Source organism: Guptibacillus hwajinpoensis, from assembly GCF_020171785.1.
Lineage (GTDB): Bacteria > Bacillota > Bacilli > Bacillales > Guptibacillaceae > Guptibacillus > Guptibacillus sedimenti.
Window position 1 is genome coordinate 80805 of the sequence record NZ_JAIVAE010000004.1, and the last position, 24297, is coordinate 105101.

28 protein-coding genes are annotated in these 24297 nt (G+C 43.7%); 24 read left to right on the forward strand and 4 right to left on the reverse strand.

Annotation, left to right across the window (positions count from 1 at the left end):
* Nucleotides 1–16: 16 nt before the first annotated feature.
* The 19 genes from fliM (at nt 17) to LCL91_RS07720 (ending at nt 14817) form a co-directional block, all read left to right on the forward strand.
* Nucleotides 17–1000, forward strand: coding sequence for a flagellar motor switch protein FliM (gene fliM, locus LCL91_RS07630; protein WP_224881414.1), 984 nt, complete (start codon nt 17–19; stop codon nt 998–1000).
* Nucleotides 990–2099 carry a flagellar motor switch phosphatase FliY gene (gene fliY, locus LCL91_RS07635; RefSeq protein WP_224881417.1) on the forward strand — a complete coding sequence of 370 codons (1110 nt, stop codon included), beginning with the start codon at nt 990–992 and terminating at the stop codon, nt 2097–2099. Before fliM ends, fliY begins: the two co-directional genes overlap by 11 nt.
* Before the next feature lie 18 nt (nt 2100–2117).
* Nucleotides 2118–2699, forward strand: a complete 582-nt coding sequence (locus tag LCL91_RS07640; RefSeq protein ID WP_224881419.1) for a flagellar biosynthetic protein FliO — start codon at nt 2118–2120, stop codon at nt 2697–2699.
* Complete coding sequence (gene fliP, locus LCL91_RS07645) at nt 2699–3382, forward strand: flagellar type III secretion system pore protein FliP (RefSeq protein ID WP_224881421.1); 684 nt, start codon at nt 2699–2701, stop codon at nt 3380–3382. Before LCL91_RS07640 ends, fliP begins: the two co-directional genes overlap by 1 nt.
* A gap of 11 nt (nt 3383–3393) precedes the next feature.
* Nucleotides 3394–3663, forward strand: a complete 270-nt coding sequence (fliQ, locus tag LCL91_RS07650) for a flagellar biosynthesis protein FliQ (protein WP_098445458.1) — start codon at nt 3394–3396, stop codon at nt 3661–3663.
* A 2-nt stretch (nt 3664–3665) separates the two neighbouring features.
* Nucleotides 3666–4442 carry a flagellar biosynthetic protein FliR gene (gene fliR / locus LCL91_RS07655; RefSeq protein ID WP_224881424.1) on the forward strand — a complete coding sequence of 259 codons (777 nt, stop codon included), beginning with the start codon at nt 3666–3668 and terminating at the stop codon, nt 4440–4442.
* A 4-nt stretch (nt 4443–4446) separates the two neighbouring features.
* Entirely contained in the window at nt 4447–5547 is a 1101-nt protein-coding gene (gene flhB / locus LCL91_RS07660; RefSeq protein WP_224881427.1) for a flagellar biosynthesis protein FlhB, read from the forward strand.
* 2 nt (nt 5548–5549) lie between these two features.
* Nucleotides 5550–7583 carry a flagellar biosynthesis protein FlhA gene (gene flhA / locus LCL91_RS07665; protein ID WP_224881428.1) on the forward strand — a complete coding sequence of 678 codons (2034 nt, stop codon included), beginning with the start codon at nt 5550–5552 and terminating at the stop codon, nt 7581–7583.
* The gene (gene flhF / locus LCL91_RS07670; RefSeq protein ID WP_224881429.1) at nt 7580–8713 is read left to right on the forward strand and encodes a flagellar biosynthesis protein FlhF; all 1134 of its coding nucleotides are present in this window, start codon (nt 7580–7582) and stop codon (nt 8711–8713) included. Before flhA ends, flhF begins: the two co-directional genes overlap by 4 nt.
* Nucleotide 8714: 1 nt before the next feature.
* Nucleotides 8715–9578 carry a MinD/ParA family protein gene (locus tag LCL91_RS07675; protein ID WP_224881430.1) on the forward strand — a complete coding sequence of 288 codons (864 nt, stop codon included), beginning with the start codon at nt 8715–8717 and terminating at the stop codon, nt 9576–9578.
* Between the two features lie 30 nt (nt 9579–9608).
* Nucleotides 9609–10394, forward strand: a complete 786-nt coding sequence (locus LCL91_RS07680) for a FliA/WhiG family RNA polymerase sigma factor (RefSeq protein WP_224881431.1) — start codon at nt 9609–9611, stop codon at nt 10392–10394.
* 14 nt (nt 10395–10408) lie between these two features.
* The gene (locus tag LCL91_RS07685; protein ID WP_224881432.1) at nt 10409–10837 is read left to right on the forward strand and encodes a DUF6115 domain-containing protein; all 429 of its coding nucleotides are present in this window, start codon (nt 10409–10411) and stop codon (nt 10835–10837) included.
* A complete protein-coding gene (locus LCL91_RS07690) occupies nt 10834–11271 on the forward strand; it encodes a YaaR family protein (RefSeq protein ID WP_224881433.1) in 438 nt (145 codons plus the stop codon). The genes LCL91_RS07685 and LCL91_RS07690 overlap by 4 nt, the downstream gene beginning before the upstream one ends.
* Nucleotides 11272–11427: 156 nt before the next feature.
* A complete protein-coding gene (locus LCL91_RS07695) occupies nt 11428–11985 on the forward strand; it encodes a sigma-70 family RNA polymerase sigma factor (protein WP_224881434.1) in 558 nt (185 codons plus the stop codon).
* Nucleotides 11982–12128, forward strand: coding sequence for a YvrJ family protein (locus LCL91_RS07700; protein WP_098445448.1), 147 nt, complete (start codon nt 11982–11984; stop codon nt 12126–12128). Before LCL91_RS07695 ends, LCL91_RS07700 begins: the two co-directional genes overlap by 4 nt.
* Before the next feature lie 2 nt (nt 12129–12130).
* The gene (locus LCL91_RS07705) at nt 12131–12373 is read left to right on the forward strand and encodes a helix-turn-helix domain-containing protein (protein ID WP_224881435.1); all 243 of its coding nucleotides are present in this window, start codon (nt 12131–12133) and stop codon (nt 12371–12373) included.
* 48 nt (nt 12374–12421) lie between these two features.
* Nucleotides 12422–13126, forward strand: coding sequence for an ABC transporter ATP-binding protein (locus LCL91_RS07710; RefSeq protein WP_224881436.1), 705 nt, complete (start codon nt 12422–12424; stop codon nt 13124–13126).
* Entirely contained in the window at nt 13123–14367 is a 1245-nt protein-coding gene (locus LCL91_RS07715) for an ABC transporter permease (RefSeq protein WP_224881438.1), read from the forward strand. Before LCL91_RS07710 ends, LCL91_RS07715 begins: the two co-directional genes overlap by 4 nt.
* An 81-nt stretch (nt 14368–14448) precedes the next feature.
* The gene (locus LCL91_RS07720; RefSeq protein WP_224881440.1) at nt 14449–14817 is read left to right on the forward strand and encodes a DUF423 domain-containing protein; all 369 of its coding nucleotides are present in this window, start codon (nt 14449–14451) and stop codon (nt 14815–14817) included.
* Between the two features lie 150 nt (nt 14818–14967).
* Here the strand turns inward: LCL91_RS07720 and gerQ are convergent, their stop codons facing one another.
* Together gerQ and hemQ are read right to left on the reverse strand one after the other, a co-directional pair.
* The gene (gerQ, locus tag LCL91_RS07725; protein WP_369522938.1) at nt 14968–15408 is read right to left on the reverse strand and encodes a spore coat protein GerQ; all 441 of its coding nucleotides are present in this window, start codon (nt 15406–15408) and stop codon (nt 14968–14970) included.
* A gap of 318 nt (nt 15409–15726) precedes the next feature.
* Nucleotides 15727–16473, reverse strand: a complete 747-nt coding sequence (gene hemQ / locus LCL91_RS07730) for a hydrogen peroxide-dependent heme synthase (RefSeq protein ID WP_098445442.1) — start codon at nt 16471–16473, stop codon at nt 15727–15729.
* 432 nt (nt 16474–16905) lie between these two features.
* Here hemQ and pta point away from each other — a divergent pair, with 432 nt between their 5' ends.
* Complete coding sequence (gene pta / locus LCL91_RS07735) at nt 16906–17880, forward strand: phosphate acetyltransferase (protein ID WP_098445441.1); 975 nt, start codon at nt 16906–16908, stop codon at nt 17878–17880.
* Nucleotides 17881–17922: 42 nt separating this feature from the next.
* On the opposite strand, the gene LCL91_RS07740 is transcribed toward pta, so the two are convergent.
* The gene (locus tag LCL91_RS07740) at nt 17923–18759 is read right to left on the reverse strand and encodes a lipoate--protein ligase family protein (RefSeq protein WP_224881441.1); all 837 of its coding nucleotides are present in this window, start codon (nt 18757–18759) and stop codon (nt 17923–17925) included.
* A gap of 411 nt (nt 18760–19170) precedes the next feature.
* Here LCL91_RS07740 and LCL91_RS07745 point away from each other — a divergent pair, with 411 nt between their 5' ends.
* The 3 genes from LCL91_RS07745 to LCL91_RS07755 all read left to right on the forward strand — a co-directional run bounded on the left by LCL91_RS07745 (nt 19171) and on the right by LCL91_RS07755 (nt 22544).
* Nucleotides 19171–20403, forward strand: coding sequence for a dicarboxylate/amino acid:cation symporter (locus LCL91_RS07745; RefSeq protein ID WP_224881442.1), 1233 nt, complete (start codon nt 19171–19173; stop codon nt 20401–20403).
* Between the two features lie 162 nt (nt 20404–20565).
* Complete coding sequence (locus tag LCL91_RS07750) at nt 20566–21879, forward strand: HD domain-containing protein (RefSeq protein ID WP_425589666.1); 1314 nt, start codon at nt 20566–20568, stop codon at nt 21877–21879.
* Nucleotides 21880–22049: 170 nt separating this feature from the next.
* Nucleotides 22050–22544 (forward strand): YwgA family protein, encoded by a 495-nt coding sequence (locus LCL91_RS07755; protein ID WP_224881444.1) that lies wholly within the window; start codon nt 22050–22052, stop codon nt 22542–22544.
* Nucleotides 22545–22613: 69 nt separating this feature from the next.
* Here the strand turns inward: LCL91_RS07755 and LCL91_RS07760 are convergent, their stop codons facing one another.
* Nucleotides 22614–23042 carry a hypothetical protein gene (locus tag LCL91_RS07760; RefSeq protein WP_224881445.1) on the reverse strand — a complete coding sequence of 143 codons (429 nt, stop codon included), beginning with the start codon at nt 23040–23042 and terminating at the stop codon, nt 22614–22616.
* 173 nt (nt 23043–23215) lie between these two features.
* Here LCL91_RS07760 and LCL91_RS07765 point away from each other — a divergent pair, with 173 nt between their 5' ends.
* Nucleotides 23216–24247: an oxidoreductase gene (locus LCL91_RS07765; RefSeq protein WP_224881446.1), complete on the forward strand. Its 1032-nt coding sequence runs from the start codon at nt 23216–23218 to the stop codon at nt 24245–24247.
* Nucleotides 24248–24297 lie beyond the last annotated feature (50 nt).

The window sequence follows — 24297 nt, forward strand, 5'->3', positions numbered from 1 at the left end:
AACGGGGGTGACCATGTTGTCTGATATGCTATCGCCAGCAACTGTCGATGCGCTTCTTGCTGCTATTGATGAACCTGGGCAGAAGAAGCCAATGAAAGAACGTAAAGTACAAACGTATGATTTTAAAAGAGCGCTTCGCTTTTCTCAAGACCATATTCGAATTTTAACGCGTATCCATGAGAATTATGCGCGGCTTATGACGACCTACTCATCCGCTCAGCTTCGGACGATCATTCAAGCCTCCGTTCATTCTGTTGATCAGATGCCATTTGAAGAATTTGTGAAGTCGATCACAGAAAATTCGATTCTTAGCCTCTTTGTTGCTTCCCCATTACAAGGACAGATGGTGCTTGAAGTGGCGCCAGAGCTCGCGTATGCGATGCTTGATCGCATGCTTGGAGGTCAAGGCGTTCAACCGGATAAGCTCTCTCATTTAACTGAAATTGAGACGATGGTGATTGAGCGGATTTTCAGTAAAATTCTTGAAAGCTTTCAAGACGCCTGGACATCCGTTCTTAAGCTGAAAACGGAATTAAAAGAGCTTGAAGTGAATCCGCACTTTCTTCAAATTGTATCACCGAACGAAACAGTCGTAACCGTTACATTACGTGTAACAGTGGGAGAAGTCAGTGGCAATATTCGCCTTTGTCTTCCGCACGTCGTTCTTGAACCGATCATGCCAAGACTTTCCGCTCATCACTGGCTTTCCAATCAAAAAAAGGATCGCGAGCCGCATGAAAGCAAGGAACTTGAGAAGAGACTGAAAAAAACCAATTTAGGCATTGTGGCAGAGCTTGGTCATTCTGAAATAACTATTGAAGAATTTTTGAATTTAGAAGATGGAGACGTCATTCGCTTAAACCAAACGGTGTCTGATCCGCTCATAGTTAAGGTTGATAATCGCGTGAAATTTCACGGACAGCCTGGAACATCAAAAGGCCGAATGGCTGTACAAATCACTGAAGTGAAGGAAGAGGAGGAAATAGGGCATGACGGATGATCGCCTTTCAAAAGAAGAAATCAATGCGTTATTTCATGAAGCAGCCGTAGGGAAGGAGGAAGACGTCGTATCTTTTCATCAGGTTGAAAAGGAAGCGTTGAGCGAGCTGTTTAGCGTCGCAATCGGCAGTCTGACAACTACACTCTCATCTGTTTTTATGCAAGATGTGTTTGTATCGAATGTTGCGATGGAGATTCTTCCTGAAGATCGTTTTCAGCAAGAAGTGTCTCTCCCTTATGTAGAAGCATCAATTCGCTATGAGGGAGCAGCGGCTGGAGAAACGATCATGATGGTGAACCCTCCTGATGCTCAGGATATGGCTGATATTTGGCAAGTAGCCAAAGGCGATGAAGGCGATGAAAGTGTGGATAAAAGCTTAACCGCTGTGATGACAGGCATGATGGACAGCATCCATAAGGGGCTGAGCATGGCTTCAGGCTCTTCATTTTCAGGATCGTTTACGAATCTTCAGGTGGTTTCTGAGTATGCAAACTCCGTCCTTGTCGAAAAAGGCACAGAGCCGATTTATGTCGATCTTACCTTCGAAATTTCAATCGGTTCGATTGTTCACACTGTGGTCCACCACGTGGTACCAGGAAGCGTAGCAAAGCAAATGAGCGAACTGCTCGTCAGTGCGGAAGATCTTCAAGCAGCAGAGCAGGAAGAGATACAGAAGCCAAAAGAGCAGGAGGCCGAATTGCAGCAATCAAAACAGCCTGAACAGGTTAACGAAGAAAAGGAGCCAGCCACTTTTGCCTCACGCGTGAAAGAGCCTGAGCCGAATATCCAAAACGTTCAGTTCACGAATTTTAGCCAGGAAGATCACCCGTATAGTGAGCAACGAAACCTAAATATGTTATTAGATATTCCGCTTCAGGTGACGGTAGAGCTAGGACGAACGAAGCGCATTGTAAAAGACATACTTGAACTTTCTCATGGATCGATTTTAGAGCTAGACAAGCTTGCTGGAGAGCCGGTCGATATTTTGATAAATAGTAAACTCATCGCTAAAGGTGAAGTGGTCGTGATCGACGAGAACTTTGGGGTCAGAGTAACCGATATTTTAAGCGCAGCCGAGCGTTTGTCAAAGCTGCGTTAGAAGGAGTGCTTACTACAGATGAGACAGCATGTGATTAGCATCATGACACTTCTTTTTTGCCTTGTTATCTTTCTGCCTGATCCTGTTGTAGCAGCTGCTAATAACGGTAGCGTGACAGACTGGCTAACGGAAGAGGGAGAGGAGCCTTCTGAACCTCAAAAAGAGCCAGCTGAGGTAGGAGCGAACACGAATATTTTCTTTCTTCTCCTTAAGCTCGTTTTCTACACGATCGTCGTCGTTGGGCTGATCTATTTACTTATTCGCTTTCTATCAAAGCGACAGAAAAATCTTCAACATCATTCGGTTTTTACGCCGATTGGGGGTACGCCGCTCGGTAACAATAAATCGGTTCAACTGGTAAAGGTTGGCGATTCACTCTATATGATTGGCGTAGGCGACAACGTGAATTTGCTGAAGGAAATTGAAGATAAGGATGAAGTAGAGCGCATCTTATCACAGGCGGAAGATCAGAAGTCTGGCTTTTCCTTTATGAATCAAAAGCAAGCGGGCATTCAAGAGATGATTCAGGCAAGTTTAAAGAAACAGCGAAACAAACGGAAAAACGTTTGGGACGATGGCGATGAAGGGGACGATAAGTAATGGATGTGCTCATAAACTTAACGATTCCAGGCCTTGATTTTGGATCAAACGCCACAGAAGATGTGTCCGTCACCATTCAGCTTGTCCTCCTCTTAACCGTTCTTTCGCTTGCCCCGGCCATTCTTGTATTGATGACGTGTTTTACGAGAATCGTTGTCGTTCTTTCGTTCGTACGCTCAGCGCTCGCAACACAATCCATGCCACCGAATCAGGTGCTGATTGGTTTGGCGCTGTTTTTAACTTTTTTCGTGATGTCTCCCGTTCTTTCAGAGATTAATAGTGAGGCGCTACAGCCTTATTTAAATGAAGAAATTGGACAGGAGGAAGCGCTCGATGCGGCTGAACAGCCGATCAAAGAATTTATGGCGGGGCATACGCGGGAAAAAGACTTGGCGCTTTTTTATAAGTATGCAGAGCTAGAGAAGCCGGAGTCCGTAGAAGACATTCGCCTAACCGCACTCGTTCCTGCCTTTGCGATTTCAGAGCTGAAAACAGCCTTTCAAATTGGATTTATTATCTTTATTCCATTTCTCATTATCGATATGGTCGTCGCTTCAACACTTATGGCGATGGGGATGATGATGCTACCTCCGGTTATGATTTCACTTCCGTTTAAAATACTATTATTTGTGCTTGTCGATGGCTGGTATTTGGTCGTCGAATCACTTCTATTAAGCTTCTAAGGAGGACGACGATGACACCAGATATGGTCATTTCACTTGCAGAAGATGCCGTTTATACCGTGATTATTATTTCAGCTCCGCTTCTGTTAATCGCTCTTGGCGTAGGGTTAATTGTCAGTGTGTTTCAGGCGATGACGCAAATTCAAGAACAGACGCTAGCGTTTATACCAAAAATCGTTGCCGTACTGTTAACGATTGTTTTGTTTGGACCGTGGATGCTCACAACGCTACTCGATTACACGACGAACTTATACCAAAATTTATACAGGTTTATCGGCTAAAGATGGAAAGTGTCGTTAACGCTCTGCCCTTGTTTTTACTCGTTTTCATGAGGGCAACGTCATTCTTTATTACCGCACCCATTTTCTCTACAAGAAGCGTTCCAAACCGTTTTAAAGTGGGGCTTGGGTTTTTTATAGCTTTGATTGTAACGGCCGGCTTAGGAGCAGAGACAGATTTAGCACTTGATCTGATGTTTGTTATCTACATTTTAAAAGAGTTATTTATTGGTCTGGCGCTAGGCTTTATTGCTTCTCTCATCCTTTATACCGTACAAGTTGCAGGGGCCTTCATCGATTTTCAGATGGGCTTTGTGATTGCAAATGTTATCGATCCTCAGACGAGAACGCAGGTACCGATTATCGGAAACTTTAAATACATGCTTGCCTTACTCTTTCTCGTGTCTGTTGACGGTCATCATATGATGCTTGACGGACTTGTCAGAAGCTATGAACTTTTACCGGCTAACGCACTTCTTAGTCAAGCGGATAGTCAGTCACTTGCTCGCTTTATCGCTGAAGTATTTGCTGGGATGTTTTTCTCTGCTTTTCAGCTGGCGCTTCCGATTGTTGCTTCTCTATTTCTAGTCGACGTGGCGTTAGGACTACTTGCACGTGCTGTCCCGCAGGTGAACATTTTTGTTGTCGGATTGCCGTTAAAAATCTTTGTTGGCTTCGTCCTTATTCTTGTCACGATCCCAACTTTTTTCTTTTTACTGCGCGGGGTGTTTCAAGAGATGCTGGATACGATGGGCCGGCTTATTCAACTATTGGGTGGGTAGTGTGATGCAAACAACTCGTTTCCGGATGGATCTTCAGTTCTTTTCACAAGAAAAGACAGAGAAAGCAACACCGCAAAAGAAACAAGAATCTCGTAAAAAAGGTCAGGTAGCAAGAAGTGCTGAGATTCCATCCGCATTTATGATGATTGGCGTATTTTTATTTATGTCGTTCATTGGCGGATGGATGATTGATAGTCTTCAATCGATGATTCGAGGCAACCTTGTTCAAATCACGAACTGGACGCTCACAGAGCAAAACGTCGATCGCATGCTAAAAGAAAACGTCTGGCAAGCGGCGCTGATTGCCGCACCACTAATGGGTATCTCCCTTGTCATGGGCGTGCTAGGAAACTATATGCAGGTTGGTTTTCTCGTTTCGACTGATCCGCTCCAGGCAAAGCTTGAACGGATTGATCCGATAAAAGGGGCGAAGAGGATTTTCTCAGCTCGAACGCTCGTAGAACTTTTAAAATCATTAATTAAGATCACCTTTATTTCAGCCGTTACGTTTATTGTCCTTTGGAATAAGCGAGATGAAGTGATGCTTATTTCGCAAAAGTCGATTGGGGAAGCCACCGCCCTTGTAGGCTCACTCATCGTCCAAACGGGCTTAGCTGTAGGAATTCTACTATTATTCCTCGCCCTCTTAGACTATGTTTATCAGAAATATGACTTTGAAAAAAACATCCGTATGTCAAAACAGGACATTAAAGATGAATATAAAAAGAGCGAGGGTGACCCGCTCATCAAATCAAAGATTAAAGAAAAGCAGCGTGCACTTGGAATGAACCGCATGATCTCAGAAATTCCAAATGCGGACGTCGTCATTACGAACCCTACGCACTTTGCCGTGGCGCTTCGGTATGATCCGAAAGAAATGGATAAGCCGACAGTCGTCGCAAAAGGGATGGATTACGTGGCGCAAAAGATTAAGGAGAAAGCTAAAGAGCACGAGATTATTACGACGGAAAATGTCCAGCTTGCGCGTGCGCTTTATCATCAGGTGGACATTGGTGATGGGGTGCCAGAAGAGTTGTTCAAGGCTGTTGCAGAAATACTTGCTTACGTTTATAGCATAAAAGGATACCCGGGAGGAGGGAACTGACGATGAAAATAAAAGATTATGCTGTGCTCGTATCCGTCATTATGATTGTGATCATGATGGTGATCCCGTTCCCTCCGCTCTTACTCGATTTTCTTATTATGATGAACATTAGCCTGGCGCTCACGATCATCCTTGTAGCGATGAATACGAAAGAAGCGCTTCAGTTTTCCATCTTTCCATCGCTTTTATTATTAACAACGCTGTTTCGCCTTGGTTTAAACGTTTCAACAACTAGGTCGATTCTAACGAATAAAACAGGTGGACAGGTGATTGAGACGTTTGGTTCCTTTGTAGTTGGCGGAAGTGTTGTCATCGGACTCCTTGTATTCCTGATTCTTGTGATTATCCAATTCATTGTGATTACAAAAGGATCCGAACGAGTGGCTGAAGTAGCCGCTCGATTTACACTCGACGCGATGCCAGGGAAGCAAATGAGCATTGATGCTGATTTGAACGCAGGTATGATTTCGGATCGCGAGGCGAAAGTAAGCCGAGAGAAAATTGCGCGCGAAGCTGACTTTTATGGGGCGATGGACGGAGCCAGTAAGTTTGTAAAAGGCGATGCGATTGCCGGAATAGTGATTACGCTCATTAACATTATCGGCGGGCTTATTATTGGAATGGTTGTTCACGGTATGCCAGTTGGTGATGCAGCAACGACGTTTACGCTTCTCTCGATCGGCGATGGGCTTGTCAGTCAAATTCCTGCGCTTCTTATTTCAACAGCGACGGGAATTGTCGTGACGCGAGCAGCGTCAGATGGCAACCTAGGATCTGATATCACCTCGCAAATCTTTGCTTATCCGAAGCTTCTTTACGTTGTTGGAGCGGTTGTCGCACTCCTAGGCCTTGCGACACCGATTAATCCGCTTCTCACATTTCCAATCGCAGGGCTCCTCGTCTATGGAGGCTGGACGATGCAAAAGAACCTGGATCAAACGAAAGAAGTCGAATTAGCCGCAGGCGACGAAGAAGTCGAAGAAATGAAAAAGCCAGAAAGCGTGACGAGTCTTCTACAAGTCGATCCAATTGAGTTTGAGTTTGGCTACGGACTTATTCCACTAGCTGATCAAAAACAGGGCGGTGATCTTCTCGATCGCGTCATCATGATTCGCAGGCAAATCGCCCTTGAATTCGGGATTGTCGTGCCTGTTATTCGCATTCGTGACAACATCCAGCTCGAACCGAACGAGTACGTGATTAAAATAAAAGGAAACCGCGTAGCTGGTGGAGAGGTTCGACTGGATCAATACCTTGCGATGAGTAGCGGTTTAGAAGATGAAAGCATAACTGGGATTGAAACGGTAGAACCCGCTTTCGGACTGCCAGCTCTATGGGTAACGGAAGAAATGAAAGATCGCGCCGAGCTTTCGGGCTACACGATTGTGGATCCGCCGTCAGTTGTTTCTACGCATTTAACAGAAGTGATCAAACGCCATGCGCATGAGTTGTTAAGTCGTCAGGAAGTGAAGCACTTGCTCGATAACGTCAGAGAATCCTCTCCAGCTGTTCTAGAAGAACTGATTCCAAATATCCTAACAATCGGTGATGTGCAGAAAGTGCTCATGAGGCTGTTGAAAGAGAAAGTCTCGATTCGATCATTGGATATGATTCTTGAATCGTTAGCCGATAACGGCGTGCGTACAAAAGATACGGATGTATTAGCGGAATATGTGCGTCAGTCATTATCTCGCCAGATCACGTCACAAGTAGCTGTACCTGGTGAGCCTGTGAAAGTCTTAACAGCAGGCGCGCGACTTGAAAAGCGCTTCGCGGAATCGGTTCAGCAATCTGATCAAGGAAGTTACTTAGCGCTTGATCCTGAAACCTCGCAAACCATTTATCAGGAAGTGCTGCAGCAGGTAAGCCGCCTTCAGCAGTCAGGCATTCAGCCTATCCTATTAACATCACCTGCGATCCGCATGTATTTACGGCAATTTCTAGAGCGCTATATGCCTGAGCTCACGATTCTTTCCTATAGCGAGCTAGAGCCTGATGTTGAAGTCCAAAGTGTAGGAGTGATTAATCTACCATGAAAATCAAACGTTATGTTGTCACCCACCTTCGTGAAGCCATGCCCCTTATTCGGCAGGAGCTCGGCCAGGATGCTGTTATTTTAAATACGAAAAAAGTAAAAGTAGGCGGGCTCTTCGGCTTATTTCAAAAACAGCGCCTTGAAGTGCTCGCTGCTCTTGATGAGGAAAAAGTAGCAAAAGAAGAGACAGAGTTTGCCACGCTTTTACAATCAGAAAAGAAGCGTCGGGAAGAGACGCCTGATCGAGTAGAAAAGCAGGGGCCGGACAAACAGCCAGAAGCTGAGACTCAGGTGCTTGGTGAGCTAAAATCGATGAAAGAAATCATGATGCAGATGATGGAGAATGAGCGTTTACCGAAACAGTTAAAGCCAGTACAAGCCTTTTTAGAAGCACAAGAATTCTCGCAGACAATTCGCTCAGGTGTCATGGCGGAACTACTGATTAAATCAAAATCTTATCCAAGTTATACAAAAGAAGATGCTTTTACATGGATGAGACAGGAATTTGCGAAACGAATCAAGAATTATCCTAGTATAAGAAGTGAACCGAAGAAAATACGGTGCTTCGTTGGTCCAACAGGTGTGGGGAAAACAACGACAATTGCGAAGATAGCCGGGCATTTATTATTGAAAGAGCGTCAATCCGTTGGCCTTATCACGTCAGATACGTACCGGATTGCCGCAGTCGAACAGCTTCGAACGTATGCCGATATTCTTGGCATCCCAATGGAAGTTGTCCAGTCTCCAGACGATTTAGGGCAGTCACTTAAACGCCTTTCGACTTGCGACGTCATTCTCATGGACACAGCGGGTCGGAATTACCAACAATATAGCTACATTACTCAGTTAGAAACGCTTTTATCTGGTCAGGAAATGTCAATTACGCTCATGTTAAGCCTGACCCATCGTTATTCTGATATGAGATTGGTTGCTGATAATTTTCAGTCGCTCGGGGTATCGGAAGTGATGATGACGAAGATGGATGAAACGACAGTTCGGGGACCGATTTTTAACTTTATGGAAGATTACAACCTTCCGATTACGATCCTAACCACTGGGCAGAACGTACCCGATGATCTCGTGAGAACGACACCAGAGTCCCTCCTTGATCTGGTGATGGAGGGACGATGAGATGGCTGATCAAGCGAATCAATTACGTCAAGAAGTGAAACGTCGCCTTCATTCTGATTCAAGTAATCGAAATACAAAAGTGATCGCTGTGACAAGTGGAAAAGGCGGCGTTGGAAAGTCGAATGTATCGCTTAATTTTGCCCTTAGTCTTGTTGCGTTAAATAAAAAAGTAGTGATTTTTGATTTAGATGTCGGTATGGCAAACCTTGATGTGTTGATGGGGGTTACGCCGAAAGAAACCATTATGACGATGCTTGAGAAGCAGCTATCACTTGAAGCCGTCGTTGAAACTGGGATAAATGGTCTTCAATATTTATCAGGTGGTCATGGAATCGGAAAAATTCTTACGTTAGACGGCCAGCAATTAAATCATTTTTTTAACGAAGTGGGTTCGCTTCAAGGCAAAGTGGATTATATTATTCTCGATACAGGCGCGGGGCTCACTTATGAAGGGATGCGGTTTCTTCAAGCGGCTGATGATGTTTTTCTTGTCATTAATCCTGAGCCGCCTTCGATTACAGATGGATATAGCGTTCTCAAAGCGCTCAATGAAAAAAATAAACAAGCCTCTGTCAAACTGATCGTGAATCGATCCCTTACGAAGGAAGAGGCTGAACGGACATCCCTTAATTTCCAAAAAGCCTCTGTTCAGTTTTTAAATAAGTCGATTGATTTCCTTGGGGCCATTCCAGATGATCCTTTTGTGCGTAAAGCGGTTATCGCACAGTCACCCTATTTACTCGAATATCCAAATTCGAAAGCGGCAAGGGCAATAGACGAATTGGTTCGATCGTATTTAAACCTTCCTTCTGTTTATAAGCTTGGCGTAAAAGGATTTTTGACAAAGATACTGTTTCATAAATAAGCGGGAAGAATTTTTCAGGTGGTGAACTTCATGAAATCCAAAATGGATAAACAAACAACCGAATATTGGAGAGCGTGGAAAGAGGAGAAGCAGGAAGAGGCGGGCAACCATCTTATTGCGCTTTATCGTCCGCTTGTAGATTTCGCTGTGCAACGATATGCGGCCGCGCTCCCATCTACCGTCCAGCGTGATGACCTTACGAGTTTCGCTTATCAGGGGCTTCTTGATGCACTTGAAAAGTTCGAGCCAGAACGTGATTTGAAATTTGAAACATACGCCGGCTGGCGGATTAAAGGCGCAATCATTGATGGGCTTCGTCACAATGATTGGGTGCCACGCTCCGTTCGTGATAAGGCGCGTAAAATTGAAGAAGCTTATGCGGTTTTAGAACAGCGAAATCAAACATCCAGCTCTGACCGTGATGTGGCGGAGTTCCTTGGGATGACAGTTGAAGAAGTGCAGCGCGTGATTCAAGATGCATCATTATCAACAATGGTATCAGTTGATGAGCCTGTGCAAGAGGATGAGCAGCAAAAAATCGAACGGTATAGCGTGATTGAAAACGAGCATGCCGATTTACCAGAAAAGTATCTACACCACCATTTTATTAAAGAACTACTAGCTGAAACGATTGACCGCTTACCTGAGAAGGAAAAGCTTGTCGTCTCGCTCGTGTATTTTGAAGAATTGACGCTTACTGAGATTGCAAGAATTCTAGGATTATCAACCAGTCGAATTTCCCAGCTACACTCGAGAGCGCTCCTTCGGATGAAGGGTGTCCTCCGCGCTAACAAAGAACATGTTCAATCAATGTAATCGGAGTGATCCTTATGTATCCATTTATTTTTATTAGCATTGCGCTTCATCTTGTGAGCTTTCTATGTATCGTGCTTCTTTTTCTAAAGCAAACGAAGGGAGCGGGACGAGATGAGATTGCGGCTAGTATGGAAGTCTATATCGAACAGCTTGAGGAAGAGAATGATCGTCTCTTAAACGAAGTGAAATCCTACGTTGATAAACGTGAAAACCAGCTGGATACGCGCCTTCGTGTTTTAGAGCAGGCTCGTGCTCCTGAAGTCGAGGAGGCAACGAAACCAGTTATCATTCAGCACCCTTCCGCTCATAATGAACGAAATCAAAAAGCCGTTCAGCTTCACCAGCAGGGCTTTTCGATAGCAGACATTGCGCGGATATTAAGCTGCGGGATCGGAGAAGTAGAGCTAATCGTCAATTTACATGGAAGGTCTGAACAGCGATGAAAATTCAGCAGCACAGCAAACCATCGGTTGATCCTTTAAAGCTAGATTTGTCAAAAGGAAACAAGCAGGTTGCGTTTCAGTCTGTGATTCAGGAGGCTTCTAAAGAGTTGAAAGGGGCTGAACTTCAGCGTCTTCTGCATCAAATTGACCATCAGGGTGAGCTGCTTGGAAAGGAACGAACGTTTCAGAACTTATCTGCCTACAAGAGGATGGTAAAACAGTTTCTTGAAGAAGCGGTTAGCCAGGGCCTTATGCTTTCCGAGAAAAAGAGCATGGATCACTATGGCAGAAGTCGCACGTACAAGCTTGTAGAAACGGTAGAGAACAAGCTCATTGAAATTCAGGAAGAGATGCGAGAGAAAGAGAAGAATGGGATGACCTTATTATCGCTAGTCGGTGAAATAAAAGGCTTGCTTGTTGATCTTTCTCTCTAGTTCGATCGACCTATGTGAAAAAGGAAGTTTTGACTCATGGTTATTTGCATGAGTTTTTTCTATAATTAAAATAAGAACATACGTTCGAAATAGTGGTTGTGATTTTTATCTTTCAGCATACTTTCATTCCTACAGACAGAGAAAGGAGAGGTGAGGATGAAGAATGAATGGCGTTTCGATAAAGTGATGGAGGAGTTAAAGGAAAATCTCTTGTTTCAGTCGTTTATTCAAGAAGAAGCGCATTGGACAAGTTTTATGGAGGCTTATGAAACGCGGGATCGTGAAGCGTTAAACAGACTCAATTCTCTTTTTCATAAGTATTACACGGAAATCCGATTTATTGCTTATGTGACGAAGCTCATTCGTTACACGGCCATTAACTTTGATCGAAAGCGTAGACTTGGGCATCTTCGTTTTCCTCTCACACTTGATCAGCTTGTAGGAGCCTCAGATGCTGCCTGGATTGATTTGATTGAAAGTCCGATAAGTGATGGAGAGCGAGCGTTTGAAGAGAGTCTACAGCAGAAATCCCTTTATCTTGCTTTTAGCAGGTTAACCTCAAAGCAGAAACAGGTGCTAGACCTCTTTTATCGCTTCGAGCTATCTGATACGGAGATTGCTAGAACGGCTGGTATTTCACAGCAAGCCGTGAGCAGAAGGCGTAAACGAGCCCTTGAGAAGTTGAGGGCCACAGGAAAGGAGGGGAGTTCATGAGCATCACAACAGTGATTAACGCGATTATCGGTGATTTAGGATTTCCGATTGTGGTCTCTCTTTATTTGCTCGTTCGACTTGAAAAGAAAATTGATGATCTCACGAATGCAGTGGAGGATAAGGAAACAAACAAGAAGGGATGACTATGGAGAAAAGACTATATACGCTTTTACAGCAGGCTAAGAATGAAGACAAAGAGGGACTGAGTGCAATTCTCGATCAGTTTGAGAAAAAAATCGAAGCAGAGCTCAGGCAAACCCCTGCTCAAAATAGGGATGATCTACGGCAGGAATTAGTGATAAAGGTTATGGAAGCTGTTGAAAAATACCGTGTGGAGGATGTGCCGAACTTTGAACAGTTTATTGAAGCTCAAAAACGGAAGAAATAGGAAACCTCTACCCATTTTATCTCGTATAAAAGGGTAGAGGTGAAGGTAATGTTGAAGGTTGCGATTGAGGAAGCAGGTTACGAAAAAAGAGAGAGTAAAATTCGAGAGATTGCATTCGAAGTAAAGAGTGGGGAGCTGCTTGGGTTACTAGGGTCAAACGGAGCGGGTAAAAGTACAACGATTAAGACGATTCTAGGGTTGTTAAAAGAGTGGAAAGGAAACGTCACGTTTGAGAATGAGACGCGCTATGCTTACGTCCCAGAGCAGCCCGTGTTCTATGACAGCTTAACGCTCTGGGAGCATTTAGAGCTTGCGGCAGCGGCTACGTCACTAGCTGATGAGAGTTGGCAGGAGCGTGCCCAGGACTTGATCCGATATTTTCAGCTTGAGAACGTGGTGCATCATCTTCCATCAAGCTTTTCAAAAGGAATGAGACAAAAGGTGATGCTGATTACCGCTTTTATGCTGCAACCTGACGTCTATATTATTGATGAACCGTTTCTAGGGCTGGACCCGCGCGCGACGAAGGATTTTTTAAAGTTGATTGAAAAAGAACGAGCGCGAGGTGCGGCAATCTTAATGTGTACGCACGTGTTAGATACGGCAGAGCGGGTATGTGATCGCTTTGTTTTACTGTCGAATGGAACGCTTCTTGCAAAAGGGTCGCTTCAGGAAATGCGTGAGCAATCTGGCTTAGAGATCGACAGTTCGCTTCTTGATTGTGTTGATACGTTAATGGAGCAACGAATATGACATCCTTTCAACTTTTACAACAGCGAGTAAGTGACGATCGTCGTTATAAAATTCGTGATTTAAAGGCTGCGCTTGATTGGACGGTTTGGCTCTATATTCTGATTCCGGCGCTCGTGATTGGTGTTGCTTATTACCGCTCCTGGTGGCTGGTGGTACCAGACTGGCTCGCAGTCATTCCTGAGCAGGCGGCTGTATTTCCACTGTTTTTAATCGCAACGACCTGGTCATTCCGGATTTATACAGAAGAAGCGGATCAGGTGTATTTGTTGCAAAGCGCCGTCCTTAGTAAAGGACTGAAGAAGTGGGGGATGGCGCATTCACTTTTGAAAGGAATGCTCGTAACGTTTTTCGGAATTGGTGTTGCTCTTCCATTACTCATAACAGGATGGGGCTGGAGTGTGGAGCGAGTGGCTGTTACAGGGCTATTTCTACTTTTGATAAGTTGGAATGCGAAAACGTGTCGGTATTTTATTGATCTGTTCGTGCCTTCTATTTGGGTGAAGTGGATCCCGGTTGGATGTGTGAACCTGCTTTCCATTGTCATCCTGGTCGTAGTGAGCCAGGTCGGTTGGAAGTTCGAATGGGCAGTTGTTTCCGGGAGCGGGAGTTTGCTTCTTCTGTTGTTTGTTCAGCTACGAGCACGTGTGAAAATGAGGGGAACCTTTTTTCACGAGGCGGTCATCGAGCGGGGGCATAAGCAGAGTATAACGAAATTTTTGATGGGAAACGTTGGGGTAGCTCCGGCGACTCTGTTTGTTCGAAAACAGCCTTTTCTTTTTCGAGGCTCCAAGCGCATACGTAAGAAACGTTTTCCACAGACAAGGATGATCGATCTTTATACGAAATGGTTGCTTCGATCGGTTGGAAAAATGCACTATTACCTACAAGTGATCGGCTGGGGAACGGCAGCGATCCTTTTATTGCCACTCGTTGTGAAAGTGGTGGTGCTTCTGTTTGCACTTTATGCGCTGATCGGGCTATCGAGAGCGGACTGGCGTGAGTTCTCAGAAGGTAGCTATTCTCAGTTATTTCAGTGGGAGACGTCGCTACATGAGGAAGCGGAGAAACAAGCGTTAAAGCTCGTGTCGATGCCGAGTTTTCTCTTGCTCTGTTTCGTAACGGGCTTTTCATTCCCAGGATGGATGGGGCTGTTACTATTTCCGCTAGGCGGTTGGTTTGTTTTTAAAATGGCGCATCGAGGTATGCAAACAGGTAAGTGGCAAGATTCGAAAGGTATATGAACAATTTCAAAATTCGTTGCTTCATTCAAACGCTTTCCGCTATGATGGGAGAGAAGATTCGGACGAAGGAGCGGATAATAGATGAAGCTATTTTTAATTATTGGTGCGATTAATGCGGCGCTTGCGGTTGGACTTGGCGCATTCGGTGCACATGGATTAGAAGGACGACTATCAGAGAAAATGCTAGAAACGTTCAAAACAGGTGTTCAATATCACATGTATCACGCGCTTGGGTTAGTTGGAATAGCTATTGCGGCAGATAAGCTCCAATCTGCAGGATTGATGCAATGGGCCGGCTGGCTGATGTTTGCTGGAATCGTGCTGTTTTCCGGCAGCTTGTACGTGCTTAGCCTAAGCGGAATTAAGATTCTTGGTGCGATCACGCCGCTTGGTGGCGTCGCGTTTATTACAGCGTGGGTTTTGGTTGTGGTTGCGGCGTTTAAGGCGTAGCGTGAGTGTGCAAGTTCGCGGGTTCGCGGGTGCCTGTCACCACCCGCTATATGTCGAAAGTTGGCGGATGGTTGCGGTTTATTGGCTAATTTCTCAGGATATTGGCCAAAACAGAAAGCTGCCGGAATTCCGGCAGCTTTTTCATATCCGCTAACGCGGAGTATATTGCGTTGTTTGTTGAAGAGGGTAATTATACTCGAGCTCTTCATCAAATGTAATATAGTCTAAATAAACCATGAGTAAAATATAACGTTTGCCTGTTTGGGGATCAGAAAGAATGATATGATCTCTTCCCGCTGCTTCGACTACCCCTTTAAACACTTTCGAATTCCATTTCTCACTGTTTTCGAACGTCATGTAAACGGTGGCGATTTTCCCTAAATTCAAGCGCAGGATGTTTTCGATGTAAGATTGCTCTACGGCAAGTTGTGCAGGAAAGCCTACCCCCATGGATGCTCCTTGAACTTGCTGACCTTGACCTGGTAAGCCTGAAGGATACTGTGCCATTTGCCCGCCTTGCGGTTGCTGCGGCATTTGACCATAGCCACCCATGTTTTGTGACTGTGGGGTTTTCCAGTATTGATTATTCATCATAACCCTCCTTAAAGCGTTCTCTTACAAACTGTTGTAAACTTCCGCACATTTGCTTACGGTCGGCTTGGTAAAGCCGTGTGACTTAAAGCGTCCCTCATTCCACTGGTTAAACCGCTAGGCGCACCAGAGTTAGAGAACCAGAGCGAATAGCTAGCAAATAGATGTTTCTGGCACGCAAATAAGAAAGGATAATGCCATGGCTCTACGTAACTCATTGTATGTACGAAATGAAAGAATATGCCTATGAGGAAAAACGCTCGGAGAAACAAAAAAGCTCTCCTGAACACAAAAAAATGTGTTAGAAGAGCTTGAATCTTATACGTATAAGAATTGTGGAAGGCGTTCTTTTGGAAGGTGAGTTCCAACGTAGAAGCTACCAAATTCGCCATAACGAGCACTAACTTCATCGAAGCGCATTTCATAGACAAGCTTTTTAAACTGAAGCACGTCGTCTGCGAAAAGCGTAACGCCCCATTCCCAGTCATCAAAGCCAACAGAGCCTGTGATAATCTGCTTTACTTTACCAGCATAGCTACGTCCGATCAGTCCGTGACTACGCATCATTTCACGACGCTCGTCCATTGAAAGCATATACCAGTTGTCGTTGCCTTCGCGCTTTTTGTTCATTGGATAGAAGCACACGTAAGGAGCTTCTGCTAATTCTGGCTTCAAACGAGCCTGAATGCGCGGATCATTATCAGGATCGCTATCTTTCCCAGCCATATAGTTACTAAGCTCAACGACAGATACGTAAGAGTATTCTTTCACCGTATATTCAGCTAATGTCGTTTTGTTAAAAGCATTTTCAATTTCATTTAACTCTTCCATAGTTGGGCGGAGGAGCATTAACATAAAGTCCGCTTTCTGACCAATAATGGAATAAAGCGTATGACTTCCTTGTTTATGGCCTGCTGTGACTTCCCATTTTTCAAGGAACGTTAGAAATTCATTCATCGCAAGATCACGTTCTTCGCTTGAAAGCTGTTTCCATGCCGTCCAGTTCATAGTACGGAAGTCATGAAGGCAATACCAGCCATCGAGAGTAACTGCTGCTTGATTCATATCTGATTCACTCCTTATCTTTTATCACACCAATAAGGCAGATTACGTTTATACAGCAACTGCCCCTACTGGTCCGATTGGTTCAACTAACCATCAGCGCAACTTAAATAATGCCCGCTCTGATGGAAGTTTTCCTATATCCATTACCTACTATACCAATACTTCTCCCTCTTTAAAAGCGATTGAGAGTGACAATGGGATGAAAAAAGATGCTCAGAAATCGGATAGAAAATTAGCAACAATGTTTAAATACGGTCGCGTTAGCTTATAGTTAGAAGAGAATCAAGAATGAAAGCTACTGAAAGCACCTTTTGATTCGTCTGAAAAATAGAACTTTTATATGAAAGAGCTTACAATCAGGGATTTATTTTCGTTTTGTGGGAAAAAGAGTTATCGTAGGAGTTGGATATTAAAAACAATGAGGTGAAAATAATGAGTGATCTTTTTACAAGCATGAAAGACCAGGTAAAAGCAGGCTATCCGACAATCGTTTTTCCAGAAGGAACTGATGAGCGTGTATTAGTAGCAGCTAACCGTCTTGCAGAGGATGGCATCCTAAAGCCAATCGTTATTGGTGGAGAAAATGCTATTCAAGATAAAGCAACAAGCCTAAATCTTACATTGCACAGTGATCTAACTGTGATGGATCCAGCAACTTATTCTGAAATGGATGCTCTTGTTGAATCATTTGTTGAGCGTCGTAAAGGCAAAGCAACAGCGGAACAGGCGCAGGAAATTCTTCTTAATGTGAACTACTTTGGGACAATGCTCGTTCACACAGGTAAAGCAGACGGCCTTGTAAGTGGCGCTGCTCACTCGACTGGTGATACGGTTCGTCCGGCACTTCAAATTATCAAGACGAAAGAAGGCGTTAAGAAAACATCTGGCGCATTCGTTATGGTAAAAGGTGATGAGAAGTACGTTTTTGCTGACTGTGCAATTAACATCTCTCCTGATAGCAATGATTTGGCTGAGATCGGTGTAAGCAGTGCGGAAACAGCGAAAATGTTTGGCATTGAGCCAAAAGTAGCGATGTTAAGCTTCTCGACAAAAGGATCTGCAAAATCTCCTGAAACAGAGAAGGTTGAAGAAGCAACGCGTCTTGCGAAAGAAATGGCGCCTGATCTTATCATTGATGGTGAATTCCAATTTGATGCTGCCTTCGTTCCAGAAGTTGCTCAAAAGAAAGCACCTGAATCGCCACTTAAAGGCGAAGCGAATGTTTTTGTATTCCCTAGTCTTGAAGCAGGAAACATTGGCTACAAAATGGTTCAGCGCCTTGGTGGCTATGAAGCCGTTGGTCCAGTCCTTCAAGGATTAAACAAACCAGTTAACGATCTTTCCCGCGGATGTAGTGAGGAAGACGTGTACAAGCTGGCATTGATTACTGCAATGCAGAGCCTATAAGATATGAAACTCCCCTGAAGGCATGCCTTCAGGGGAGTTTTTTTAACCGAGCGCTTTTTCATTACGCGTAAAGACGCGCTGGTAATTGTAGTCATAAAGAGAAAGCTCAGGAATTGAAAGATGTGCCGTTGTCATTGAGCCGGCATACGTCTTTAGCGTTTTCAGCGTTTTCATCATCAGATCTGAAACGGTTAATTCTTCTCCGATTAATTCACTTAACGAAGCCATTGTTTCTGGAACAATTTCAGGATAGGTGAATTTCGTTGCTTCTCCGTTCACACCTCGTTTATAAAACTCCTGAATCACAGACGCTCGCTCTGCTCCACTTCCATCTACGCATAAGTAGACTTGTACGGCAACTCCTCCGCGAAGTCTGCGCTGAGAAATGCCGGCGAATTTCTTTCCATTAATGCTTAAATCATAGCGACCAGGACAGTAACTACCAACAATTTCACGGTCTTCGATCGTGACACAATACGGTGATAGTATTTCCTGTACAAAATCGACCATCGCTTCGTACCCTGTATCGATATCAATTTGCTGTTGCTTCTCAGCTAAGACGAGTGAGAGATTTAAGACGCCCGCATCAAGGACAACGGCAAGGCCACCGGAGTTTCTTACGATGACTCGATACCCTAGAGATTTTAAATAGTGAACAGCCTCTTCAAAATAAGGAAGGCGCGTATCTTGTATGCCAAGGACAATCGTATTGTGATGAACCCATGAGCGCAAAATTGGTGGCGATTCGCCGCTTCCAGCGGAATTGCAAAGCGTATCATCCATTGCGAACGATTGGAGGGCATCAAACGACGGGCCAAGGGTTGATTGATCAATAATCCGCCATTTTGGCTGATAAAGAATTGAATCGTTGTTTCCCATTTTCTTACCCCTTTTTCACGTACTAATCGTTCCTATTATAGCAGACGAAAGGAGTTTTAAGACATCATCCAACAGTATTTCCCGGGTGATGACAAAATCGCTGATCCTTTTTACCCAATTTAACCCCTTATTTCCCTATAAAACTTCGATTTCTAAAGAAAAATGGGCGCTTGCGAAAAAAAGGAAATTGCGAGAATTGTCTAAAATGATATAATGATAATTACGGTAGTTTCAAGTTAGCGAGCGAGCGGGTATAGATAGAAAAGAAATGGTAATCTATGTAAGAGCTTTCATGTATGACGATGATCATAAGAAAAATCTACATAAAACAGAAATGAACCAGCATTGTGCGGTCCGTATTATGCACACGATGATGGTATCGAAGTCGATGAGACGAAAGGGGACATGTTTATGAAGCTAACAGTTAAAATTATTGCAGGTCTTGTTCTAGGTATTCTTGTTGGTGTGATCTTTAATCTATTTGCACCAGATGCCTTTGGACCTGTCGATCAATATTTATTTGGTCCTGTTGGGCAAATCTTTCTGAACTTAATTAAGATGCTCGTTGTACCAATCGTATTCTTCTCCATCGTTGTAGGAACAGCCGGAATAAGCGATCCGAAGAAGCTTGGCCGAATGGGCGGGAAAACAGTTGCGTTTTTCCTCGTTACAACAACGATTGCCATCTCGATTGCAATGGCACTTGCTTACTTAATTAAACCAGGTGTGGAAGGATCGTTCTCAGGAAACTCAGACTTTAAAGCTGAAGAAGCACCTCCTGTGTTGGATACAATTATTAATATTATTCCAACTAATCCGATTCAAGCGATGGTTGAAGGAAACATGCTTCAAATTATCGCATTTGCTATTTTCGTAGGTTTTGCCCTTGCGATTCTTGGAGAACGCACGAAAGCACTACGTGACCTGTTTGAACAAGGTAACGACGTTATGATGTATCTTGTTAAAATCATTATGGAAACAGCGCCATACGGTGCTTTTGCACTAATCGCTTCTGCCGTTGGTGGTCAGGGGAAAGAAGCGCTACAATCAATGGGAATGTATTTCCTCGTTGTACTAGGAGCTTTGCTTATTCATTTTCTCTTCACATATGGTAGTGCGATTTACTTCTTATGTAAAGAGAATCCAATTAAATTCTACAAAGCTTTTGCGCCAGCGATGGCAGTTGCTTTCAGTACATCTTCTAGTAGCGGTACGCTTCCAGTTTCAATGAAAACCGCTCAGGAAAACTTGAAAGTACCAAAGCAAATCAGTAGTTTTGTCCAACCGCTTGGAGCGACAATTAATATGGACGGAACGGCGATTATGCAAGGTGTTGCAACGATTTTTATTGCTCAAATTACCGGTGTAGATTTAACCTTTACACAGCTTGTTATTGTTGTAGTTACGGCGACACTCGCTAGTATCGGGACTGCAGGTGTACCAGGAGTAGGACTCATTATGCTCGCAATGGTTCTAAAGCAAGTAGGTTTACCTGTCGAACCGATCGGCTTAATTCTTGCTGTTGACCGTCTTCTTGATATGACGCGTACAGCTGTTAACATTACAGGTGACGCAGCTTGTGCGATGTATATTGCAAAATCAGAAGAAAAACGTGAAGGCAAAAAAGTCGAAACTGTTCTATAACATGAATTAAGAGGGGCACGTGCCCCTCTCTAGATGCAGAATGATTTGACGATCAGCTTTATTCATTTCCATTCTTTTTATCTACCCAAACAACATGAGCCTTCTCCCATCACGACCCGGGAGAAGGTTTTCATTTGTTATGGGGTGGTATATAATGAAGGGATGAATTTGACGGAAGGAGCCTGCCGCGGAATGCTCGAACGATTAAACGAAGAAAAAGTATTTAAAGACCCTGTCCATCGCTATATCCATGTTCGATACCGTTTAATCTGGGATCTGATTGGCACGAAAGAATTCCAGCGTTTGCGGAGAGTTCGCCAGCTTGGAACAACGTATCTCACTTTTCACGGGGCAGAACATAGTCGCTTCAGTCACTCACTCGGTGTTTATGAGATTGTGAGGCGGATTAACGAGATTTTCTCTCAGTATGAGGGATGGGATGAAAAGAATAGGCTGTTAAGCATGTGCGCAGCCCTATTGCATGACGTTGGGCACGGGCCGTTTTCACACTCCTTTGAAAAAGTATTTAACCTTGATCATGAAGATTTCACGCGGATGGTCATCCTAGGTGACACTGAGATCAATAAGGTACTACGAAGGGTGAGCGATGATTTCCCGCTTCAAGTTGCGGATGTCATTGCCAAAACGCATGATAATAAACTTGTGGTTAGCTTAATTTCAAGCCAAATCGATGCAGATCGGATGGACTATCTCCTTCGCGATGCTTATTTTACTGGGGTCAGCTATGGTCAATTCGATATTGAGCGTATTCTACGCGTCATGCGTCCGGGTGACGATCAAATCGTCATCAAGCAAAGTGGTATGCACGCAGTAGAAGACTATATTATGAGTCGCTATCAAATGTACTGGCAAATTTATTTTCATCCTGTGACGCGAAGTGCAGAGGTGATTTTAAGTAAAATTCTTCATCGCGCAAAGGTGTTATTTGAGCAGGGCTATCATTTTCAACATGATCCGATTCACTTCTATTCTCTTTTTAAAGAAAATATTAGTCTTGAAGATTTTTTGAAGTTGGATGATTCTGTAGTAATGTTTTATTTCCAGATCTGGCAGGAGGAGCAGGATCATATCTTGAGCGATCTATGCGAACGGTTTATGAATCGTAGGCTATTTAAATACATCGAATTTAACCCGATGCAACAAATGAATGCGTGGCGAGAGCTACATGATTCCTTTCACGAAGCGGGGATTGATCCTGATTATTATTTAGTGGTTGATTCATCTTCCGATTTGCCGTATGATTTCTATCGGCCCGGTGAAGAAGAAGAACGGTTACCGATACATCTATTAAAACCTGGTGGCGATTTACGTGAGCTTTCGCGTGAATCTGATGTGGTGGAAGCCATCTCAGGTAAAAAGAGAACTGATCATAAACTGTATTTTCCTGCAGACTTTATTCTTGAAGGAAATACAGATGCTACTCGTCGTATTAAGTCATTGCTTCAAATCGATTAGCTGTTCAAAAAGAAAGGCAGTCCTGGCATGAAGTTCGCTTCCGCTACAGGTGATGCTGGTGTGTGTTCAAAAGAAGTGGCGTGGATCGCCTGCAAAGCTTTTGAACCTCATCTGATAGAGTAAGATTGCTTTTTGGACAACCTGTAAAAAGTACATGGGAGGGGTGCAGGTTGCTAGAAGATCACGCGAAAGTGATAGCTGTGTTGAAAGAAGCCGGAGAAGTCATTGGACGTAAGAAACTACAAAAGATCATCTACATTTGCAAAAAGTTGCAGTTTCCATTTAACGAGAAATATCAGTTTCATTTCTATGGTCCTTACTCAGAAGAGTTAACACTTAGAGTCGAGGAACTTTGTAACCTTGGTCTTGTCACCGAAGTGAAAGAAAGTAAAGGAAACTATTACCAATATAAATATGCAGTAACGGAAGAAGGCAATGAATTTCTAGGTCATTATGATTTTGAATTGCCTGATCTTCGTCAGTGTATCAGTGAAATTAATAGCCAGAGCTCCCGTTTTCTTGAACTCGTTTCAACGATTCTTTTTTTCGATCGCCTGACAAAAGAAGAAGTTGTTGAGAAAGTTCATACGATTAAACGGAAGCAAAATTATTCTGAAGATGAAATTGAGCAAGCCTATGCTTTTATGGAAAAGCTTGGCTGTTAGTGCCTTTTTGGCACAATAGATGAATAGACAACAAAAGGTGCCCTTTCGGGGCACCTTTTGTTGTTGAAATTAACCTTTCATCGTTATTTTCTTCTCTCTCGAAGTCAATTTCGTAAAATCAACTTTTCCGAGAATGAATCCAGCGAAAAGAATGATGATCATGATTAGAAAAGAAATAAGGAGTGTACTTAAGTAAGGGAGAAGCAGTTCTGAAATCTCGGGTAATGTACCTGCCATCATAACAACGAGCGTAAAAGAACTAATAATATGGAACGTGATTCCCGCTCCGAGCGCAATCGTTGTTTTTATTTCAAGAAGGGTAGGCAGCCAGTACGTCGAAAGTAGAAGATAAGCTACCAGGATGGTGAGAATTGAAAAGAAGCCAGCTAATCCAGTATGATGATAGCCGCCTGCTGCTAGAAAGATCGTATAAATGAAAGAAGCGAGTAATCCAAGAATAATACTGATCATAATAGGGGAATAAAGGGTTTTTTTCATAGTAAAGCCACCTTTTTTACAAATGTTTCGGATTCATTACATAAATACCCGTCTGAACATTAGTATAATCGTTGATTAGTATCAAAATTTGGAAAAAGAAGTCGAGTAATTTGGGGATTCTTGTCGAATTGAAAAAAGGGTTCAAAAGGCTTATAACGCGGGAGTGAGAAAAAATGAGAGAAGTGAAAGTAGGTTTAGTTGGCTTTGGATTTTCAGGGGCGACGTTTCATGCCCCTGTCATTGAAGCGGTAGAAGGATTAACAATTTCAACAGTCGTTTCTTCGAATGCAGACAAGGTCCATCGTTCATTACCAGAGGTGAAGGTTGTGTCGTCTGTGGAGGAGTTGTTAACCGATCAGGAAATCGAGCTAGTCATTATCACAACACCAAATGAGTTTCATTTTCCAATGGCCAAACAGGCTCTTGAAGCAGGAAAGCATGTTGTTCTTGAAAAGCCATTCACTGTTAGTGTAGAAGAAGGGGAGCGTCTCATTGCGGTTGCAGAAGAAAGTCACCGTTTGTTAAGCGTGTACCATAACAGACGATACGATAGTGATTTTCTCACGATTCAACAGCTTGTAAAGGAAGAGAAGCTTGGATCGGTTATCACTTACGAAGCTCATTACGATCGCTATCGTGCGGAGGTACGTGATCGTTGGCGAGAGCAAGACAAGAAAGGATCCGGCATCCTATTTGATCTCGGTTCCCATTTAATTGACCAGGCGCTCACCCTTTTTGGAAAACCAGATAGCGTTTATGCGGATATTATGGCCCAGCGCGTAAAAGGCAAAACGGATGACTACTTTCACCTGATTCTGCATTATGGAAAAAAGAGAGTGATTCTTCATGGTGGCTCTCTCGTAAAAAAACATGGGCCACGTTATCAAATTCATGGAATAAAGGGTTCGTTCTTAAAATGGGGCATTGATCCTCAAGAGGAAGCGTTGATAGCGGGAAGAGTTCCAGGGGACGCAGGTTGGGGAGAAGAAGCGCCAGAGCAGTTCGGTGTGCTGACGAATGAAGAAGGTAATCACGTGGTGAAGAGCTTACCTGGATCTTATCAAACGTACTACGCGGAAGTTTATCAGGCGCTGATAGAAGATAGCGCGCCAACGGTCACTGCTGAAGAAGCGCTCAATGTTATGAAAGTGATTGAGCTTGCCTTCAAGAGTAGTGAAGAGAAAAAAGTAATGCATTGGGTATAGGTCGTCATTTGGAAGGGCGTTACCTGTATGAATGGATGTTTAGAAGGTAA

Bases quoted from the DNA above. Each gene is read 5' to 3' on its own strand.
- fliY (WP_224881417.1), top strand. From the start codon at position 990: ATGACGGATGATCGCCTTTCAAAAGAAGAAATCAATGCGTTATTTCAT.
- LCL91_RS07640 (WP_224881419.1), top strand. From the start codon at position 2,118: ATGAGACAGCATGTGATTAGCATCATGACACTTCTTTTTTGCCTTGTT.
- fliP (WP_224881421.1), top strand. From the start codon at position 2,699: ATGGATGTGCTCATAAACTTAACGATTCCAGGCCTTGATTTTGGATCA.
- fliQ (WP_098445458.1), top strand. From the start codon at position 3,394: ATGACACCAGATATGGTCATTTCACTTGCAGAAGATGCCGTTTATACC.
- fliR (WP_224881424.1), top strand. From the start codon at position 3,666: ATGGAAAGTGTCGTTAACGCTCTGCCCTTGTTTTTACTCGTTTTCATG.
- flhB (WP_224881427.1), top strand. From the start codon at position 4,447: ATGCAAACAACTCGTTTCCGGATGGATCTTCAGTTCTTTTCACAAGAA.
- flhA (WP_224881428.1), top strand. From the start codon at position 5,550: ATGAAAATAAAAGATTATGCTGTGCTCGTATCCGTCATTATGATTGTG.
- flhF (WP_224881429.1), top strand. From the start codon at position 7,580: ATGAAAATCAAACGTTATGTTGTCACCCACCTTCGTGAAGCCATGCCC.
- LCL91_RS07675 (WP_224881430.1), top strand. From the start codon at position 8,715: ATGGCTGATCAAGCGAATCAATTACGTCAAGAAGTGAAACGTCGCCTT.
- LCL91_RS07680 (WP_224881431.1), top strand. From the start codon at position 9,609: ATGAAATCCAAAATGGATAAACAAACAACCGAATATTGGAGAGCGTGG.
- LCL91_RS07685 (WP_224881432.1), top strand. From the start codon at position 10,409: ATGTATCCATTTATTTTTATTAGCATTGCGCTTCATCTTGTGAGCTTT.
- LCL91_RS07690 (WP_224881433.1), top strand. From the start codon at position 10,834: ATGAAAATTCAGCAGCACAGCAAACCATCGGTTGATCCTTTAAAGCTA.
- LCL91_RS07695 (WP_224881434.1), top strand. From the start codon at position 11,428: ATGAAGAATGAATGGCGTTTCGATAAAGTGATGGAGGAGTTAAAGGAA.
- LCL91_RS07700 (WP_098445448.1), top strand. From the start codon at position 11,982: ATGAGCATCACAACAGTGATTAACGCGATTATCGGTGATTTAGGATTT.
- LCL91_RS07705 (WP_224881435.1), top strand. From the start codon at position 12,131: ATGGAGAAAAGACTATATACGCTTTTACAGCAGGCTAAGAATGAAGAC.
- LCL91_RS07710 (WP_224881436.1), top strand. From the start codon at position 12,422: ATGTTGAAGGTTGCGATTGAGGAAGCAGGTTACGAAAAAAGAGAGAGT.
- LCL91_RS07715 (WP_224881438.1), top strand. From the start codon at position 13,123: ATGACATCCTTTCAACTTTTACAACAGCGAGTAAGTGACGATCGTCGT.
- LCL91_RS07720 (WP_224881440.1), top strand. From the start codon at position 14,449: ATGAAGCTATTTTTAATTATTGGTGCGATTAATGCGGCGCTTGCGGTT.
- gerQ (WP_369522938.1), bottom strand. From the start codon at position 15,408: ATGAATAATCAATACTGGAAAACCCCACAGTCACAAAACATGGGTGGC.
- hemQ (WP_098445442.1), bottom strand. From the start codon at position 16,473: ATGAATCAAGCAGCAGTTACTCTCGATGGCTGGTATTGCCTTCATGAC.
- pta (WP_098445441.1), top strand. From the start codon at position 16,906: ATGAGTGATCTTTTTACAAGCATGAAAGACCAGGTAAAAGCAGGCTAT.
- LCL91_RS07740 (WP_224881441.1), bottom strand. From the start codon at position 18,759: ATGGGAAACAACGATTCAATTCTTTATCAGCCAAAATGGCGGATTATT.
- LCL91_RS07745 (WP_224881442.1), top strand. From the start codon at position 19,171: ATGAAGCTAACAGTTAAAATTATTGCAGGTCTTGTTCTAGGTATTCTT.
- LCL91_RS07750 (WP_425589666.1), top strand. From the start codon at position 20,566: ATGAATTTGACGGAAGGAGCCTGCCGCGGAATGCTCGAACGATTAAAC.
- LCL91_RS07760 (WP_224881445.1), bottom strand. From the start codon at position 23,042: ATGAAAAAAACCCTTTATTCCCCTATTATGATCAGTATTATTCTTGGA.
- LCL91_RS07765 (WP_224881446.1), top strand. From the start codon at position 23,216: ATGAGAGAAGTGAAAGTAGGTTTAGTTGGCTTTGGATTTTCAGGGGCG.